This is a genomic window from Methylobacterium terrae, assembly GCF_003173755.1.
GTDB lineage: Bacteria > Pseudomonadota > Alphaproteobacteria > Rhizobiales > Beijerinckiaceae > Methylobacterium > Methylobacterium terrae.
The window spans coordinates 3,614,798-3,629,268 of the sequence record NZ_CP029553.1; the positions used below are offsets into that span (position 1 = coordinate 3,614,798).

Annotated in this window: 18 protein-coding genes and 1 pseudogene; 10 read left to right on the forward strand and 9 right to left on the reverse strand. The window is 72.9% G+C overall.

All coding sequences use genetic code 11. The features are described 5' to 3' along the window. Nucleotides 1–88: 88 nt before the first annotated feature. From DK419_RS16585 to DK419_RS29515, 7 genes and pseudogenes are all read right to left on the reverse strand, one after another. A complete protein-coding gene (locus DK419_RS16585) occupies nt 89–898 on the reverse strand; it encodes a hypothetical protein (RefSeq protein ID WP_109960053.1) in 810 nt (269 codons plus the stop codon). Next, nucleotides 898–1,527, reverse strand: coding sequence for an urease accessory protein UreG (gene ureG, locus DK419_RS16590; RefSeq protein WP_109960054.1), 630 nt, complete (start codon nt 1,525–1,527; stop codon nt 898–900). The genes DK419_RS16585 and ureG overlap by 1 nt, the downstream gene beginning before the upstream one ends. Before the next feature lie 82 nt (nt 1,528–1,609). Beyond that, a complete protein-coding gene (locus DK419_RS16595; RefSeq protein ID WP_208642206.1) occupies nt 1,610–1,936 on the reverse strand; it encodes a helix-turn-helix domain-containing protein in 327 nt (108 codons plus the stop codon). 79 nt (nt 1,937–2,015) lie between these two features. Continuing rightward, nucleotides 2,016–2,300, reverse strand: a pseudogene (locus DK419_RS16600) (type II toxin-antitoxin system RelE/ParE family toxin); the annotation flags it as partial. A gap of 131 nt (nt 2,301–2,431) precedes the next feature. Beyond that, nucleotides 2,432–2,788: a tRNA-binding protein gene (locus DK419_RS16605; RefSeq protein ID WP_109960055.1), complete on the reverse strand. Its 357-nt coding sequence runs from the start codon at nt 2,786–2,788 to the stop codon at nt 2,432–2,434. Nucleotides 2,789–2,903: 115 nt separating this feature from the next. After that, entirely contained in the window at nt 2,904–4,184 is a 1,281-nt protein-coding gene (locus DK419_RS29510; protein ID WP_342587224.1) for a heparinase II/III domain-containing protein, read from the reverse strand. A 101-nt stretch (nt 4,185–4,285) separates the two neighbouring features. Next, nucleotides 4,286–5,635, reverse strand: coding sequence for a hypothetical protein (locus DK419_RS29515; RefSeq protein ID WP_245442476.1), 1,350 nt, complete (start codon nt 5,633–5,635; stop codon nt 4,286–4,288). A 230-nt stretch (nt 5,636–5,865) separates the two neighbouring features. On the opposite strand from DK419_RS29515, the gene DK419_RS16615 reads away from it, so the two are divergent. The 10 genes from DK419_RS16615 (at nt 5,866) to fliP (ending at nt 12,195) form a co-directional block, all read left to right on the forward strand. After that, entirely contained in the window at nt 5,866–6,246 is a 381-nt protein-coding gene (locus DK419_RS16615) for a flagellar basal body protein (RefSeq protein WP_109960056.1), read from the forward strand. Further along, nucleotides 6,246–6,659: a flagellar basal body rod protein FlgC gene (gene flgC, locus DK419_RS16620; protein ID WP_208642359.1), complete on the forward strand. Its 414-nt coding sequence runs from the start codon at nt 6,246–6,248 to the stop codon at nt 6,657–6,659. The genes DK419_RS16615 and flgC overlap by 1 nt, the downstream gene beginning before the upstream one ends. Before the next feature lie 7 nt (nt 6,660–6,666). Next, nucleotides 6,667–7,017 (forward strand): flagellar hook-basal body complex protein FliE, encoded by a 351-nt coding sequence (gene fliE, locus DK419_RS16625; protein ID WP_109960058.1) that lies wholly within the window; start codon nt 6,667–6,669, stop codon nt 7,015–7,017. Between the two features lie 13 nt (nt 7,018–7,030). Beyond that, nucleotides 7,031–7,819 carry a flagellar basal-body rod protein FlgG gene (gene flgG / locus DK419_RS16630; RefSeq protein ID WP_109960059.1) on the forward strand — a complete coding sequence of 263 codons (789 nt, stop codon included), beginning with the start codon at nt 7,031–7,033 and terminating at the stop codon, nt 7,817–7,819. Nucleotides 7,820–8,048: 229 nt separating this feature from the next. Further along, on the forward strand, nt 8,049–8,435 hold the full coding sequence (gene flgA / locus DK419_RS16635) for a flagellar basal body P-ring formation chaperone FlgA (RefSeq protein ID WP_245443028.1): 387 nt from the start codon (nt 8,049–8,051) through the stop codon (nt 8,433–8,435). Then, nucleotides 8,435–9,571 (forward strand): flagellar basal body P-ring protein FlgI, encoded by a 1,137-nt coding sequence (gene flgI, locus DK419_RS16640; RefSeq protein WP_109960061.1) that lies wholly within the window; start codon nt 8,435–8,437, stop codon nt 9,569–9,571. The genes flgA and flgI overlap by 1 nt, the downstream gene beginning before the upstream one ends. Further along, the gene (locus tag DK419_RS16645) at nt 9,568–10,152 is read left to right on the forward strand and encodes a MotE family protein (RefSeq protein ID WP_109960062.1); all 585 of its coding nucleotides are present in this window, start codon (nt 9,568–9,570) and stop codon (nt 10,150–10,152) included. The genes flgI and DK419_RS16645 overlap by 4 nt, the downstream gene beginning before the upstream one ends. After that, the gene (gene flgH, locus DK419_RS16650; RefSeq protein ID WP_109960063.1) at nt 10,152–10,874 is read left to right on the forward strand and encodes a flagellar basal body L-ring protein FlgH; all 723 of its coding nucleotides are present in this window, start codon (nt 10,152–10,154) and stop codon (nt 10,872–10,874) included. Before DK419_RS16645 ends, flgH begins: the two co-directional genes overlap by 1 nt. A 23-nt stretch (nt 10,875–10,897) precedes the next feature. After that, nucleotides 10,898–11,386: a flagellar basal body-associated FliL family protein gene (locus DK419_RS16655; protein WP_109960064.1), complete on the forward strand. Its 489-nt coding sequence runs from the start codon at nt 10,898–10,900 to the stop codon at nt 11,384–11,386. Between the two features lie 26 nt (nt 11,387–11,412). Next, complete coding sequence (gene fliP, locus DK419_RS16660; RefSeq protein WP_162561285.1) at nt 11,413–12,195, forward strand: flagellar type III secretion system pore protein FliP; 783 nt, start codon at nt 11,413–11,415, stop codon at nt 12,193–12,195. On the opposite strand, the gene eutC is transcribed toward fliP, so the two are convergent. After that, entirely contained in the window at nt 12,192–13,076 is an 885-nt protein-coding gene (eutC, locus tag DK419_RS16665) for an ethanolamine ammonia-lyase subunit EutC (protein WP_109960065.1), read from the reverse strand. The two genes, fliP and eutC, sit on opposite strands and share 4 nt — an antisense overlap. Beyond that, entirely contained in the window at nt 13,073–14,443 is a 1,371-nt protein-coding gene (locus DK419_RS16670; protein ID WP_109960066.1) for an ethanolamine ammonia-lyase subunit EutB, read from the reverse strand. Before DK419_RS16670 ends, eutC begins: the two co-directional genes overlap by 4 nt. Nucleotides 14,444–14,471 lie beyond the last annotated feature (28 nt).

Sequence of the window (14,471 nt, forward strand, 5' to 3'; positions counted from 1 at the left end):
GCGGTCGTCCGGCACCGGGGGGCAGGACCCTAGACGCCCCGCCGCCCGGCGCGAACCCGTCCCGGACGCGCGCGGGCATGCCCTGCTGTCATGCCGGCCGCTCTCTTGCCGGCCGCTCTCCTGCCGGCCGCCAGTCCGGCCAGGCGGAGACCCGGTGCACCAGGCGGCGATCGCGATAGGCTTCGCCGAACGGCGCCAGCTCCCAGTCCCATTCCCGCGGCGCCGGGCCGGGATCGATCCCGTAGAGGAGGTCGATCCGCTCCCGCACCCGCCCGTACCGGTCCTCCTCGGCCTCGTCGCGGTCGGTGACGAGGCAGATGCGGGCGGAGAGGCCGGCGAGGGCGTCGAGATGCGCCGCCACGATGCGGCGCCCGAAGGCCTCGGGGTCGGTCCAGGCCCCGATCCGGCCCGCCGCCTCGAGCCGCGCGACCGGCAGGATCGGCAGCTGCGACAGGAGGTTGGCCGAGACCACGAGGTCGGCCCCGCGGCAAACCGGCGGCAGGAGCGGCCCGAACGCGTCGCGCGCGCCGAGGAGCAGCCCTTGCGCGCCGCTGAGGTCGTGGGTCACGCGCGAGACGTTGGGATGGCGCCGCGCCCGCCACCGCGCCCGCCAGGGATGCACCGCGTCGACCAGCACCACCCGCCGGAAGGCGCTCGCGAGCGCGTCGATCGGCACGTCGTCGAGGAGGCCCGAGCCCAGCACCACCGCGGTGTCGCGCCGGGCGAGACCCTCGATCGCCGCCCGCACCGTGGCCTTCGCCGCGGCGAGGTGCGGCGCCCAAGGCGCGCGGCAGCGCCGCGAGCGCGAGGCGAGCCGCACGCTGTCGCCGACGTAGCCGAGGCGCCGCGCGGGCAGCGGCGCCGGCAGGACGAGCCAGTGCGCGAGGTCGAGGAGCACTACAGGCCCCCGGCCTCCACCACGAAGCGGGCCACCGCCTCGACGCCGTCGCCGTGGCGCAGGGACGCGAACACGTAGGGGCGCTGCCCCCGCATGCGCTTGGTGTCCTCCTCCATCACCCCGAGATCGGCGCCGACGAGGGGCGCGAGGTCGGTCTTGTTGATGACGAGGAGGTCCGAGCGGGTGATCCCGGGACCGCCTTTTCGCGGGATCTTCTCGCCGCCGGCCACGTCGATGACGTAGATCGTCAGGTCGGCGAGCTCAGGCGAGAAGGTGGCGGCGAGGTTGTCGCCGCCGGATTCGAGCAGCACCAGGTCGAGGGCGGGGAAGCGCCGGCGCATCTCCGCCACCGCCGCGAGGTTGATCGAGGCGTCCTCCCGGATCGCCGTGTGCGGGCAGCCGCCGGTCTCGACGCCCATGATCCGCTCTTCGGGCAGGGCGCCGGCCACGGTGAGGAGGCGCGCATCCTCCTTGGTGTAGATGTCGTTGGTGATGGCGCAGAGGTCGTAGCGCTCGCGCAGGGCCTTGCACAGGCCCTCCATCAAGGCGGTCTTGCCCGACCCGACCGGGCCGCCGATGCCGACCCGCAGGGGGCCGTGGCTGGAACTGGGGCCGTGGCTGGAGGTCATGGTGTGGTCGATCTCCTCAAGGGCGCGCTCGTCGAGGGCCGTGGCCGGCTCATCGCAGGATGCTTGCCAACGTCAAGGCTCTTCAGAGGATCGCATCGATTCCCTTATGGGCGGCGAGGGACAACAGCTTGAGCGACGCGCCGCCCGGCCTGGAATCGCCGCGCTCCCACTTGCTCACCAGCGACGTCGTGACGTTGAGCGCCCGGGCGAAGATCGCCTGGCTCATCCGGGCGCGCTCGCGGATCGCCCGGATCGCATCGGGAGCCAGCGGTTCGACCGGCGTGAGGCAGCTCAGGTCGAATCTGCGCAAGGTCGCCTTGTCGATGGCGCCGATGGCGTGCAGGTCCTCGGCTCCTTGATGGAGCGCGCCGAGGAGATCGCTGCGGTGCGTTTTCTTCACGCTGCTCATTCGGAATCACCTTCCACCCCTTCTCCTGCACGAGGCGATCGAAAGCGTCACCGGGGAGACCGGTCAGGATGGCTGCGAAGTCGCGCAGCGCCTCGAGTTCGCCGGGTGTGACATTCGCGCGTACGTTCTTGGGATACATGTACGGGAACACGGCGTGTTGCGCTCTTCGATGGAAGAGGATGGTTCTGAAGCCGCCCGAGCGACCCTGTCCCGGGCGGGCTACCCGTTGCTTGATCAGGCACAGGCCGAGATCGGCATCGATCAGCCCGCCTTCCGCACGCATGACGGCGTCCGCCGGAGCCGCATCGCCGATACCCGACTTGACCGCGTCCTTCGCGAATCGTGGCGGAGCGAATATCCGCACCCGATCCCCTCAGGGCACCGTTCGTTTCGGCCTGAGGACGTTGCCGCGCGAGCACGCCTGCCCGCGATGCAGAGCGGTCGCAAAGGGTGGCAATCGTTACCACACCACGAACGCGTACGGGCTGCGGAATGTCAGTACAGCCGCCCGCCGTTCGGCACCGGCCGCTCGGGCGCGATCAGGACCACCGCGCCCTCCCCGTCCGGCACGCCGAGGGTCAGCACCTCGGAGCGCACCGGGCCGACCTGGCGCGGCGGCAGGTTGACGACGCAGAGCACCTGCCGGCCGATCAGGGCCTCGGGGGTGTAGCGGACCGTCACCTGGGCGGAGGATTTCCTCAAGCCGAGCGCCGCGCCGAGATCGACGACGAGCCGGTAGGCCGGCCGGCGCGCCTCGGGGATCGGCGCCGCCTCGACGATGGTGCCGACCCGCACGTCGAGCTTCAGGAAGTCGTCGATGGCGATCGGGGCCGGCGGCTGGGTCTGGTCCATGGATGGCCTGGAAGGAGCGAGGTGCCCGGATGGGGGTGGGGTGCCGCCTTCTTAGCCGAGCCGGCGTCATGCGACGAGCGGAGCATCGGCCGTGCCGCGGAGCGGCGCCAAGGCCTCACTCGCCCATCGCGAAGGGCGTCAGCTCCTCCCGCGCCAGGATCCGCGCCAGCGAATCCTCGGCCGGGCCGTCGACCGCCATCAGGAGGCCGCCGCAGACCGTGCCGCGGCCCGAGACCGCGTAGCGCAGGGTGCAGGCGGGCTCCAGAACGCCGGGGCGAGCGACGACGAAGCCCTGCATGGTGCCGGGCCGCTCGCTGGAGCCGATCACCGCCTCGAAGCCGGAGACCCGGCCGGCGATGGCGAAGGGCACCAGGCCGAGGCGGCGTCCGCTCTGGCGGGCCTGCGCGCGGCGCGGTCCCTCGATCGCCACCAGGCTCTCGGGCGCGAGGTGGGCGAAGGCCCGGAAGGTCGTCGCGCCGCCCCCGTCCGGCGCGAAGCAGTCGATCACCGCGAGGCCCGAGAGGTCGTGCGGCAGCACGAAGACCCGCCGGTGGCGCAGGCCCGGCCCGTGCACGGTGGTCTCGATCGCGTGGGCGGTGGCGCCCGGCAGCGCCAGGCTGCCGCGGTGGCGGCCGCGCCCGGCCACGGGCTCGCGCCCGTCGGGGAGCGCGACGTTGTGGGCGCGGGCCGAGAGCAGGTAGTGGCGCGCCGGCCCGGTCTCGACCTGCTCCGAGCCGCCGGCCTCGACGATCCAGCGGGTGGCGTTCGTCGCATAGACGTAGGAGGTGCAGTCGGCGTGGCCCTGCGGCGAGGTCTCCGCGAAGGTGCAGGCGAAGTGGGACCAGCCGCGGCCGGCGGCCTCGTGGCGCGCCGAGAGGCCGTCCGGGCGCAAGGTCGCGACGGAGGGGGCGGCCCTGGTGCCGGCCTTGGCCGCGGCCCTGGCGGCGGGCGCGCGCTGCGCCACCAGCCCGCCGCCGCCGCGCAGCCGGGCGATCCAGCCGGCATCGTCGCTCGCCTGGAACACCTCGCCGAAGGGCGGCAGGCGCCCGCCCGGATCGAGGAGGCCGGCGAGGTCGAGGAGCGCCGCCTCGGTCCGGCCGGCGACGAGCGGTCCGGGTGCGGCCTCGCCGAGGGCACCGTCGAGCGCCCGTCCCAGGGTGACGAGGTCGAGGCGGCGGTGGAGCGAGGAATCGGGCAGGTGCCCGTCCTCGGGCAGGAGGGCCGCCACCCCGTCGCGCAGGCTCTCGCGGGCGAGCCCGTCCCAATGGCCGGCGAGGGGCAGGCGCGGCAGGGCGCGGGCGATCGCGAGGAGCGCCGCGGCGGCCTGGAGCTGGTGGAGGCTCCGCCCGAAGGTGTTCTGGCCGACGATCTCCGCCAGCGCGAAGCCGTGCCGCACCGCCTCCCCGGTCAGGACCGGGGCCGCCGCCCCGGCTCCCGGCAGGGCGAGGAGCGCGATCCAGGTCTCGGCCCGGGCCGTCAGCGCCCCCGGATGCAGGCTCAGGGGATCGGCCGGCTGGCCCCAGGGGTTCGCCCGCGACCAGGCCTGCGCGAGGCCGAGCGCCCGGGCGGGCGCCGCCTCGGCGAGCGCCGGGAGCCAGGACAGGGACTGGTAGGCGAGGCGCCAGGGAACCGAGACCGAGGGCGTGGCGCGGAACGGGTCCTCGCGGAAGCTCGGGGTCTCCGGCAGGATCCAGTCCGGGCCGCCGGCGAGGCGCAACGAGAGGCTGCCGTCGGCCCGCGACACGACCGGGCGCTCCTCGCCCCGCAGGGCCCGGGCGCGGGCGAGCGGCAGGATGGCGGCCCCGGCCTCCCCGGGCCCGGGATCCAGGCGGCCTCGGCGCCGGGGTCGCGCCCGAGCCGGGCCGAGAGGCGGGCGAGGAAGCCCGGCGCGTCGAGGAGGTCGTCGCCGCACAGGCTCTCGAGCCGGAAGCGATCCTCGAGCGCCACCTCCGGCGGTCCGAGCAACTCCACGGCGGGCAGCGCCTCGCCCTCCTCCTCCCAGGTGCGGAAGGCGAGGTCGAGGAAGGCCGCCGCCGGCGGCGGCTCCAGGTCGAGGGTGAAGCGGCGCGCCTGCGGCTGGGCGGGCAAGTTGATCGTCGCGCCCAAGCCCGGCCGGTCGTCGGAGCCCGGCACCGAGACGGTGCCGGGATAGGGCGGTGGGATCTCGGCCCCGTCGCGGTCGCGGTAGACGAGGCTCGCCCGCCCCGCGTGCTCGCTCGGCCGGCCGGCATGGATCTGCCCGCGCACCACGAGGCCGAGGCCCGGCACCAGGGCGTGGCGCAGGGGCTCGGGACTGGGTCCGAGGCGGCGGCGGCGGAACGCGCCCGCGTCCAGGGCGGCGCCGGGGCGCAGGCGCAGGTCCGCGACCGTGAATCCCTCGCTGTTGCGCCAGGAGCGGAGCGTCAGCGCGAGACCGCGCGCCTGCGGCGGCACGCCGAACGCCACCCGCACCGGCGCCGCGCGGGCGAACTCGCTGCCGGCGGGCTGGCAGGCCGGCCCGGCGATCCAGGCGCTGTGGGGATCGAGCAGGGTGCGGGCGAGGCCGGGCACGTGCTCGACGTCGAGGCTCGACCCGTCGGCGGCGAGGAAGTCGAAGCCGGCGAGCGCGAAGTCGAGGGCCTGTCCCCCCTCCTCCTCGGGCGTCCAGGCGAGGCGGGCCTCGAGGACGCACCAGATCCCCGCCGGCAGGTCGTCGAAGGCCAGCAGCACCCGGGACCAGCGGTTGTTGGCGGTGATCCGGTGCTCGCCCTCGCGCGCGCCCGGTCCCGCCCCGCCCGCGTAGCGGGCCTGGACCGGCAGGAGAACCGACGGGAAGACCGGCTCGGAGGACGGCAGGGCCGGAAGCATCGCGTGCAGGGAGGACGGGGACGAAGGATGGCGGGAGGCGTCCCGCGGCAGTGCCGGGGACGGGACGCCCAGTCAAGGCGCCGGGGCCCGGGATCGTCGAAGACCGGCCGCGCCAGCTTCGCCAGCCTCGGGCAAGGTAGCGCTCCTAAACCCCCGGTTACGCGGCGGGCCCGGCCATCGGGTCGTTTCGGGACACAGGGTGAAGGAGTGACGGGCATGGAGGGGGTCGCGTGACGGGCGTCTACCTGTTCGATCTCGCCTCGCTGCACGGCCGCTACCTGTCGGTGCGCCAGTCGGCGATCGCCGGCAACGTGGCGAACGCCAACACCCAGGGCTACCAGGCCCGGGACACGGTGCCCTTCGCCCAGGTGCTGGCCCGCGCCGGCACCGACATGGCGCAGACCTCGCAGGTCCACGTCTCCGCCCCGGGCCTCGGCGTGGCGACGCGCAAGGACCAGACGGGCTGGGACGTGCTCGAGACCTCGAGCAGCGTCAGCCTGGAGCAGGAGATGCTCAAGGCGAGCGAGGTGTCGCGCCAGCACAACCTCGATATCGGCGTGGTGCGCAGCTTCGACCGCATGCTGAAGCTGGCCGTGAGGAGCGGATCGTGATCGACCCCCTGCTGGCCGCCTCGCGCCTCGCGAGCGCGGGCCTCGAGGCGCAGTCCCTGCGCATGCGCGTGGTGTCGGAGAACCTCGCCAACGCCCAGTCGACCGGGAACGCGCCGGGGGCCGACCCCTACGCGCGCAAGACCGTGACCTTCCAGGCCGAGCTCGACCGCATGGTCGGCGCCGCCTCGGTGCGGGTGCGCGACATCGGCACCGACAAGACCCCGTTCCGGGTCGAGCACGACCCGAGCAACCCGGCGGCGGACCAGAACGGCAACGTCAAGCTGCCGAACGTGAACGCCCTGATCGAGATGGCCGACATGCGCGAGGCCAACCGCTCCTACGAAGCCAATCTGCAGGTGATCAAGCAGGCCCGCGCGATGGTGGCCAGCGTGATCGACCTCCTGAGGACATGAGCATCCGATGATCGAGGCCCTCACCCTCTCGGCCTTCGACCGGGCCGCCGCCTCCGCCCGGCCCGAGGCCGCCCCCGTCCAGCGCGCCGCCCTGCCGGCGATGACCGGCGCGGCGATGCCGGGCCTGGACGCCGCCGCGCCGGCCGATTTCGGGCAGATCATGGCGAGCTTCGCCAGCGGAGTGCGCAACGACCTGCGCGCCGGCGAGGCCGCCTCGATCGCCGGCATCCAGGGCAAGGTCTCGACCCAGCAGGTGGTCGAGGCGGTGATGTCCGCCGAGCAGAGCCTCCAGACCGCGGTCGCGATCCGCGACAAGGTCGTGTCCGCCTACCTCGAACTGAGCCGCATGGCGATCTGAGGATTTCACGCAGATGAGAGCGCTCGCCGTCGCCGCCACGGGCATGTCCGCCCAGCAGCTCAACCTCGAGGTCATCGCCAACAACATCGCCAACCTGAACACCACCGGGTTCAAGGGGGCGCGGGCCGAGTTCACCGACCTGCTCTACCAGGCCGAGCGGCAGCAGGGCGTGCCCAACCAGTCCGGCCAGGAGGCGATCCCCGAGGGCGCGATGCTCGGGCTCGGCGTGCGCGCCGCGGCGATCCGCAACCTGCACCGCCAGGGTCAGCTCACCAATACGGCAAACCAGCTCGATCTCGCCATCAACGGCCGCGGCTACTTCCAGATCACGAGCCCCAGCGGCGAGATCAACTACACCCGCGCCGGCGCCTTCAACAAGAACGCCACCGGCCAGCTCGTCACGCTCGAGGGCTACACCGTCGATCCGGCGATCCTGATCCCGCCGACCGCGACCGAGATCACCATCAACCAGTCCGGCCAGGTCTTCGCCAAGATCGACGGCCAGGTGGCGCAGCAGAACATCGGCCAGCTCACCATCGCCAACTTCGCCAACGAGTCGGGCCTCGAGCCCCTCGGCAACGGCCTCTACCGCGAGACCCCGGCCTCGGGCGCGGCGGTGATCGGCAATCCGGGCGATGCCAGCTACGGCAAGCTGCAGCAGGGCTACCTCGAAGGCTCGAACGTCGATCCGGTCAAGGAGATCACCAGCCTGATCACCGCCCAGCGCTCGTTCGAGATGAACTCGAAGGTGATCCAGGCCGTCGACGAGATGGCCGGCACGATCTCCAAGGGTATCCGGTAGTAATTCGCATCCGGTCGTCGCGGATCCGGCGAGCCAGACCTGAGACTGCCACGCCGCCGGGCCCCGGCGGCGCCCCTCCTCCCGGCGCGACACCCCCATGCGTTCCCTCCCCCGGCGTTCCCTCCCCCGTCGCTCCCTCCTCCCGCGCGTCCTCCTTCTCCTGGCACTCCTCGGCGTGCCGGCCGCCCTCGGCGTGGCGCCCCCGGCGCCCGCCCTGGCGGCGGACGAGATGATGCTGCCGGTGCCGACCGTGACGATCTATCCGGGCGACACGATCAAGGAGTCGATGCTGCGGCTCCAGGCCTACCCGACGACCTACCGGGCGCGGGCCGCGGTGATCGACGCGCCGCTCGCCATCGCCGGGCGGGTCGCGCGCCGGATGCTGCTGCCGGGCGAGCCGGTGCCGGTCAACGCCGTCGACGATCCCCGCCTCGTCAGCCGCGGCACGCCGACCCAGATGGTGTTCGAGGAGAACGGCCTCGTCATCACGGCGGTCGGGGCGCCGCTGCAGAACGGCGGCCTCGGCGAGACCATCCGGGTGCGCAACACCGACACCAACCGCATCGTGCTCGGCACCGTGATGGCCGACGGCCGCGTCAAGATCGGCGGCTTCTGATGCGCGCCGCCCTCCGCGTCGCTCTCGCCCTGGCGGTCGCCCTGGTGCCGGCCTTGCCCACGCGGGCCGCCGCGCCGGTGATCGCCACCGGCGGCTACACCCGGATCAAGGACCTCGCGAGCCTCAAGGGCGTGCGCGACAACCAGATCGTCGGCTACGGCCTCGTGACCGGCCTGCAGGGGACCGGCGACACCCTGCGCAACGCCCAGTTCACCGAGCAGTCGCTGCAATCGATGCTCGACCGGATGGGCATCAACGTGCGCGACGCGCGCCTGCGCACCCGCAACGTCGCCGCCGTGATGGTGACGGCGGACCTGCCTCCTTACGTCGGCGCCGGCTCGCGCATCGACGTGACGGTCACCTCCCTCGGCGACGCGACGTCCCTGCGCGGCGGCACCCTGCTGATGACCCCGCTCTCGGGGGGCGACGGCAACGTCTACGCGGCCGCGCAGGGGCCGCTCGCGGTCTCGGGCTTCTCGGCTCAAGGCCAGGCCGAGCAGCTGACGCAAGGCGTGCCGACCGCCGGGCGCATCCCCAACGGCGCGCTCATCGAGCGCGAGGTGCCGGGCGCCTTCCGCGACCTGCCCGAGCTGGTCTTCGAGTTGAAGAACCCCGACTTCAAGACCGCCACGATGGTGGCCGACGCCATCAACGCCTACGCCATCGGCCGCTTCCGGCGCCGCATCGCCAGCCCCCGCGACCAGCGCTCGGTGGTGCTCCAGCGCCCCCGCGACATGATCATGACCCGCCTCGTCGCCGAGATCGGCGACCTGACGGTCCAGCCCGACGTGCCGGCCCGGGTCGTGGTCGACCAGCGCACCGGCACGGTGGTGATCGGCCGCAACGTCCAGATCTCCACGGTGGCGGTCACCCACGGCAACCTCACGGTGCGGGTCACCGAGGCGCCGGAGGTGTCGCAGCCCGCACCCTTCTCCAACGGCCAGACAACGGTGGTGCCGCGCACCGAGGTCACGGCCCGCGAGGAGCAGGGCCGGCTCGCGGTGATCGGCGGCTCCGACCTGCAGACCCTGGTGCGCGGCCTCAACCAGGTGGGGCTGAAGCCGACCGACATCATCGCGATCCTCCAGGCGGTGAAGACCGCCGGCGCCCTCCAGGCGGAGCTCGTCGTCCAATGACCCGGATCCTCCTCAGCGCCGTCCTTTTGGCCCTGGCCGGCCCGGCCCTCGCCGCCGGCGACGGCCACGGCGCGCCGGCGAGCGACCCGGCCAAGGACGCGGCGATGCGCGCCATCGCGGCCCGCGACGCGCCCAAGGAGCCGAACGCCCAGGACTTCGCCGCCGGGGCGGCGGGCAGGGATCCCTCGAAGACCGGGTACTGCGCCACCATCGCGGACGCGGCGGCCGATGCCCGCTTCGCCTGGCAGAAGGAGCAGCTCGCCGCGCTCGAGAAGCAGGTCGAGGAGCGCATCCGCCGCCTCGAGGAGAAGCGCGCCGAGTACGAGGCGGTGGTCCAGCGCCGCAAGGAGTTCCTGGCCAAGGCCGACGAGAGCGTCGTGGCGGTCTACGCCAAGATGCGGGCCGACGCCGCGGCGCTCCAGCTCACCAACATGCCCGAGGACAACGCCGCGGCGATCCTGGTGAAGCTCAACGCCCGCACGGCGAGCGCGGTGCTCGCCGAGATGGAGGCCTCCCGCGCCGCGTCGCTGGCCCGCAAGATGGCCGAGGCCGGCCGCCGCAAGGACAACGAGAGATCGTGATGACCCGCCAGCTTCCGGCCCTCTGCCTCCTCGGTCTGGCCGTTTCGAGCCTGTCCCTCGCCGGCTGCCAGAGCAGGCTCGACGAGCTCGGCCGCCCGCCGGTCCTGACCCCGATCGGCACCGGGCTCGCCGCCCCGCGCGAGGCCCTGCCCTCGACCTTCGGCTCGCTCCAGAGCCGCCACGGCTACCACTCGACCTGGTCGCCGGCGAGCGCCGACCTGTTCCAGGATCCCCGCGCCCGCAACATCGGCGACGTGCTCACCGTCAGCATCTCGATCAACGACAAGGCGCAGTTTGACAACGCCAGCGACCGCTCGCGCAGCCAGAAGTCGAGCCTCGGCTTCGATTTCGGCTACGGCGTCTCGGGCCTGAAGGATTCGGCCACCGCCGATACCGGCATCCGCTCCGGCACCGAGACCAAGGGCCAGGGCTCGATCGACCGCAAGGAGAACCTGAGCCTGTCGGTGGCCGCCGTCGTCACCGAGGTGCTGCCGAACGGCAACCTCCTGATCAGCGGCTCGCAGGAGATCCGGGTCAACAACGAGGTCCGGGTGCTCAACGTCGCCGGCATCGTGCGGCCGCGCGACGTCTCGCGCAAGAACACCATCGACTACGACAAGATCGCCGAGGCCCGCGTGTCCTACGGCGGCCGCGGCCGGCTGACCGACGTGCAGGGCCCGACCCTCGGCCAGCAGATCTTCGAGACCGTCGCGCCGTTCTGACGGCCCTGAACCGGAGACGCGCGATGGCGGACAAGAACGAGAAGAAGGGCGGCGGCAAAGCCTGGATCGGCGCGCTCGCCCTCTGCACCCTGGTGGCGGTCGGCACCGGCGCGGGCTTGGGGATGTACCTGATGACGAGCGTCGAGCAGGCGGTCGACCAGAAGACCCGCGAGGCGCAGGAGCACGAGAAGGCCGCCAAGGTGCTGAACTACACCGGCGATCTGAGCTTGCGCAGCGTCGGCTCGGTGGTGACGAACCTCGCCGAGCCGGCCGATTCCTGGATCCGGCTCGAATCCTCGGTGGTGTTCAAGACCGGCAGCCTGCCGACCCCGGACATCACCGTGGCGGAGATCAAGGCCGACATCATCGCCTACCTGCGCACCCTCTCGACGGCGCAGATCGAGGGCGCGAGCGGCCTGCAGCACCTGCGCGAGGACCTGAACGAGCGCGTGGCCTTGCGGACCAAGGGTGCGGTGCGCGAGGTCATCGTCGAGGCCCTGGTGGTCCAGTGAGCGGTGCTGCAGTGAGTGGTGCCCCGGTGAGCCGGCGCGCGAACCTCGTCCTCGGAACGGCCGCCCTCGTGCTCCTGCCCGCCGGCGCCGCCCTGGCGCAGGCCGCGGGCGGCGGGGCCGGCGCCGTCACCGGCATCCCGGGCCTCGACGCGCTGCTGCCGCCCGGCAACGGCGCGGCGAGCGGGCGCATCCTCCAACTTGTCGCCCTGCTGACCGTCCTGTCGCTGGCGCCCGGCCTGCTCGTGATGGTGACGAGCTTCACGCGCTTCGCCGTCGCGTTCTCGTTCCTGCGCTCGGGGCTCGGCCTCCAGAGCACGCCCGCCAACCTGTTCCTCGTCAGCCTGTCGCTGTTCATGACCTTCTACGTCATGGCGCCGACCTTCGACCGGGCCTGGAGCGAGGGCGTGCGGCCCCTCCAGGAGAACCGGATCAGCGAGGAGGAGGCCTTCACCCGGATCACCGACCCGTTCCGCGAGTTCATGTCGGCCCAGGTGCGCCCGAAGGACCTCCAGACCTTCCAGGACCTCGCCAGCCGCACCTTCCCGAAGCCACAGGACGGCGAGAAGATCGACCTGCGCATCCTGATCCCGGCCTTCATGATCTCGGAACTGCGCCGCGGCTTCGAGATCGGCTTCCTCATCGCCCTGCCCTTCCTCGTCATCGACATGATCGTCTCGACGATCGTGATGTCGATGGGCATGATGATGCTGCCGCCGACGGTGATCTCGCTGCCGTTCAAGGTGCTGTTCTTCATCCTGATCGACGGGTGGAACCTGCTGGTGAGCGGGCTGGTCAGGTCGTTCTTCTAGATTTCTTCGGGATTCCAGCGCGCGCCTGAACCGTCCCCCGCCGCGGGGGGAGGGTACGGGCGCGAAGCTCCGACGATCGGCTTGGATCCTCCCGCCCCCGCCAGCAACCGGTCGCTCTCGTCCTTCAGCGCCACGCCCGTCAGCCGCCGGGTCAGCGCCTGGTCGATCAGCCAGTGCAGCTTGAACGCCGCCAGGTCCGGCTTGAGCCCCGCCGCCCGCACGTTCGACAGGCAGTTGCGCTCCGCGTCGGTACGGCCCGGACGCGGATCGAAGGTGAGGTAGATCCCGAGGCTGTCGGGCGAGGACAGGCCGGGCCGCTCGCCGATCAGCACCGCGACGGCGCGGGCCTCGAGAAGCGCCCCGACCGCGTCGCCGAGGGCCACTCGCGCCTGCGTCGCCACCACCACCGGGGCGAGGCGCCAGCCGGATCCGGCGAGCGCGCCTTTCAGGGCCGCCAGCAGCGGCACCGCGCCCTCGTGGACGGCCCGGGCCGAGAGGCCGTCGGCCACCACGAGGGCGAGGTCGACCGGGTCGCCGGCGGCCGCCGCGAGCGCCGCCGTCGAGGCCTCGTCGAGCCGGCGACCGAGATCGGGCCGGCGCAGGTAGGTCGTCCGGTCGGGCGCCGCGGAGGCCGCCGGGAGGGTCTCGAAGCCGAGGGCCGCGATGCCGGCCCGCACCTCGTCCGCCTCGAGGGGCAGGTGCACCGCGTCGCGCGCCTGGGCGTGGGCGAGGCCGAAGCGCAGCACCTCGCGGGTCGGCAGGCCGGACCCGGCGCGCCCAAGCGCGATGCGGGCCGGGGTCAGGGCGGCGAGGCGGCGCCAAGCCGTGGCGGGATCGTCCGTGGCGGGATCGTCCGCGGCGGGGTCGTCGGCCCGGCTCACGCGGCGAGCCCCGCGAGGAGCGGCGCGCCACTGCCCGGCAGGAGCGTCCCGTCGGCGTCGGTCAGGCCCATCCGCGTGAGCCACGCCGCGAATTCCGGCGCCCGCCGCAACCCCATCACCTCGCGCAGGTAGAGCTGGTCGTGGAACGAGGTCGACTGGTAGTTCAGCATCACGTCGTCGGCGCCCGGCACGCCCATGACGTAGGTCACGCCGGCGGCGCCGAGGAGCGTCAGCAGCGTGTCCATGTCGTCCTGGTCGGCCTCGGCGTGGTTGGTGTAGCAGACGTCGACCCCGAGCGGCACGCCCATCAGCTTGCCGCAGAAATGGTCTTCCAGGCCGGCCCGGATGATCTCCTTGCCGTCGTAGAGGTATTCCGGGCCGATGAAGCCCACCACGGTGTTGACGAGGAGCGGCCGGAAGGCGCGGGCCACCGCGTAGGCCCGGGCCTCGAGCGTCTGCTGGTCGATGCCGTGATGGGCGTCCGCCGAGAGCGCCGAGCCCTGCCCGGTCTCGAAATACATCACGTTGTCGCCGAGCGTCCCGCGCCCGAGCGCCAGCGCCGCCTCGTGCGCCTCGCGCAGGAGCGGCAGCGTGACCCCGAACGAGGCGTTGGCTGCTTGCGTGCCCGCGATCGACTGGAACACGAGGTCGACCGGCACGCCGCGGTTCATCGCCTCCAGCGTCGTGGTCACGTGGGTGAGCACGCAGGCCTGCGTCGGGATCGCGAAGCGCTCGATCATCTCGGCGAGCAGGTGCAGCAGGCCGGTGAGCCCCTGCACCGAATCCGAGGCCGGGTTGATGCCGATGCAGGCGTCGCCGCAGCCGTAGGCCAGCCCGTCGAGGATCGCCGCGGCGATGCCGGCGGGATCGTCGCTCGGGTGGTTGGGCTGGAGCCGCACCGCGAGCGTGCCCGGCAGCCCGATCGTGTTGCGCAGGCGCGTGACCACCCGGGCCTTGCGGGCGACCAGGATCAGGTCCTGGTTGCGCATGATCTTCGACACCGCGGCGGCGATCTCCGGCGTCACACCCGGCGCGATCGCCGCCAGGGTCTCGGACGGGGCCGCGAGCAGGAACTCGCGGAAATCGCCGACCGTCAGGTGACCGACGCGCGCGAAGGCCGCCGCGTCGTGGGTGTCGAGGATCAGCCGGGTGACGTCGTCGGCCTCGTACGGGATCAGCGGACGGGCCAGGATCTCCGAGAGCGGCACCGCAGCGAGGCACCAGCGCGCCGCGACGCATTCCTCGGCGCTCTCCGCCGCCAGGCCGGCGAGCCGGTCGCCGGAGCGGGGCGGGCTCGCCTTCGCCATCAGCTCGGCGAGGTCGGAGAAGACGAAGGTCCGGGGTCCGACGACGTGACGGTAGCTCATGCGGGGCCTCCGGGGAAAACCTAACGCA

Coding starts and splice junctions, on each gene's coding strand:
- DK419_RS29515 (WP_245442476.1), bottom strand. CDS start 5,635: ATGCTTCCGGCCCTGCCGTCCTCCGAGCCGGTCTTCCCGTCGGTTCTC.
- DK419_RS16605 (WP_109960055.1), bottom strand. CDS start 2,788: ATGGACCAGACCCAGCCGCCGGCCCCGATCGCCATCGACGACTTCCTG.
- flgH (WP_109960063.1), top strand. CDS start 10,152: ATGACCCGCCAGCTTCCGGCCCTCTGCCTCCTCGGTCTGGCCGTTTCG.
- DK419_RS16595 (WP_208642206.1), bottom strand. CDS start 1,936: ATGAGCAGCGTGAAGAAAACGCACCGCAGCGATCTCCTCGGCGCGCTC.
- ureG (WP_109960054.1), bottom strand. CDS start 1,527: ATGACCTCCAGCCACGGCCCCAGTTCCAGCCACGGCCCCCTGCGGGTC.
- DK419_RS16645 (WP_109960062.1), top strand. CDS start 9,568: ATGACCCGGATCCTCCTCAGCGCCGTCCTTTTGGCCCTGGCCGGCCCG.
- flgA (WP_245443028.1), top strand. CDS start 8,049: ATGATGCTGCCGGTGCCGACCGTGACGATCTATCCGGGCGACACGATC.
- fliE (WP_109960058.1), top strand. CDS start 6,667: ATGATCGAGGCCCTCACCCTCTCGGCCTTCGACCGGGCCGCCGCCTCC.
- flgI (WP_109960061.1), top strand. CDS start 8,435: ATGCGCGCCGCCCTCCGCGTCGCTCTCGCCCTGGCGGTCGCCCTGGTG.
- DK419_RS16670 (WP_109960066.1), bottom strand. CDS start 14,443: ATGAGCTACCGTCACGTCGTCGGACCCCGGACCTTCGTCTTCTCCGAC.
- flgG (WP_109960059.1), top strand. CDS start 7,031: ATGAGAGCGCTCGCCGTCGCCGCCACGGGCATGTCCGCCCAGCAGCTC.
- DK419_RS16655 (WP_109960064.1), top strand. CDS start 10,898: ATGGCGGACAAGAACGAGAAGAAGGGCGGCGGCAAAGCCTGGATCGGC.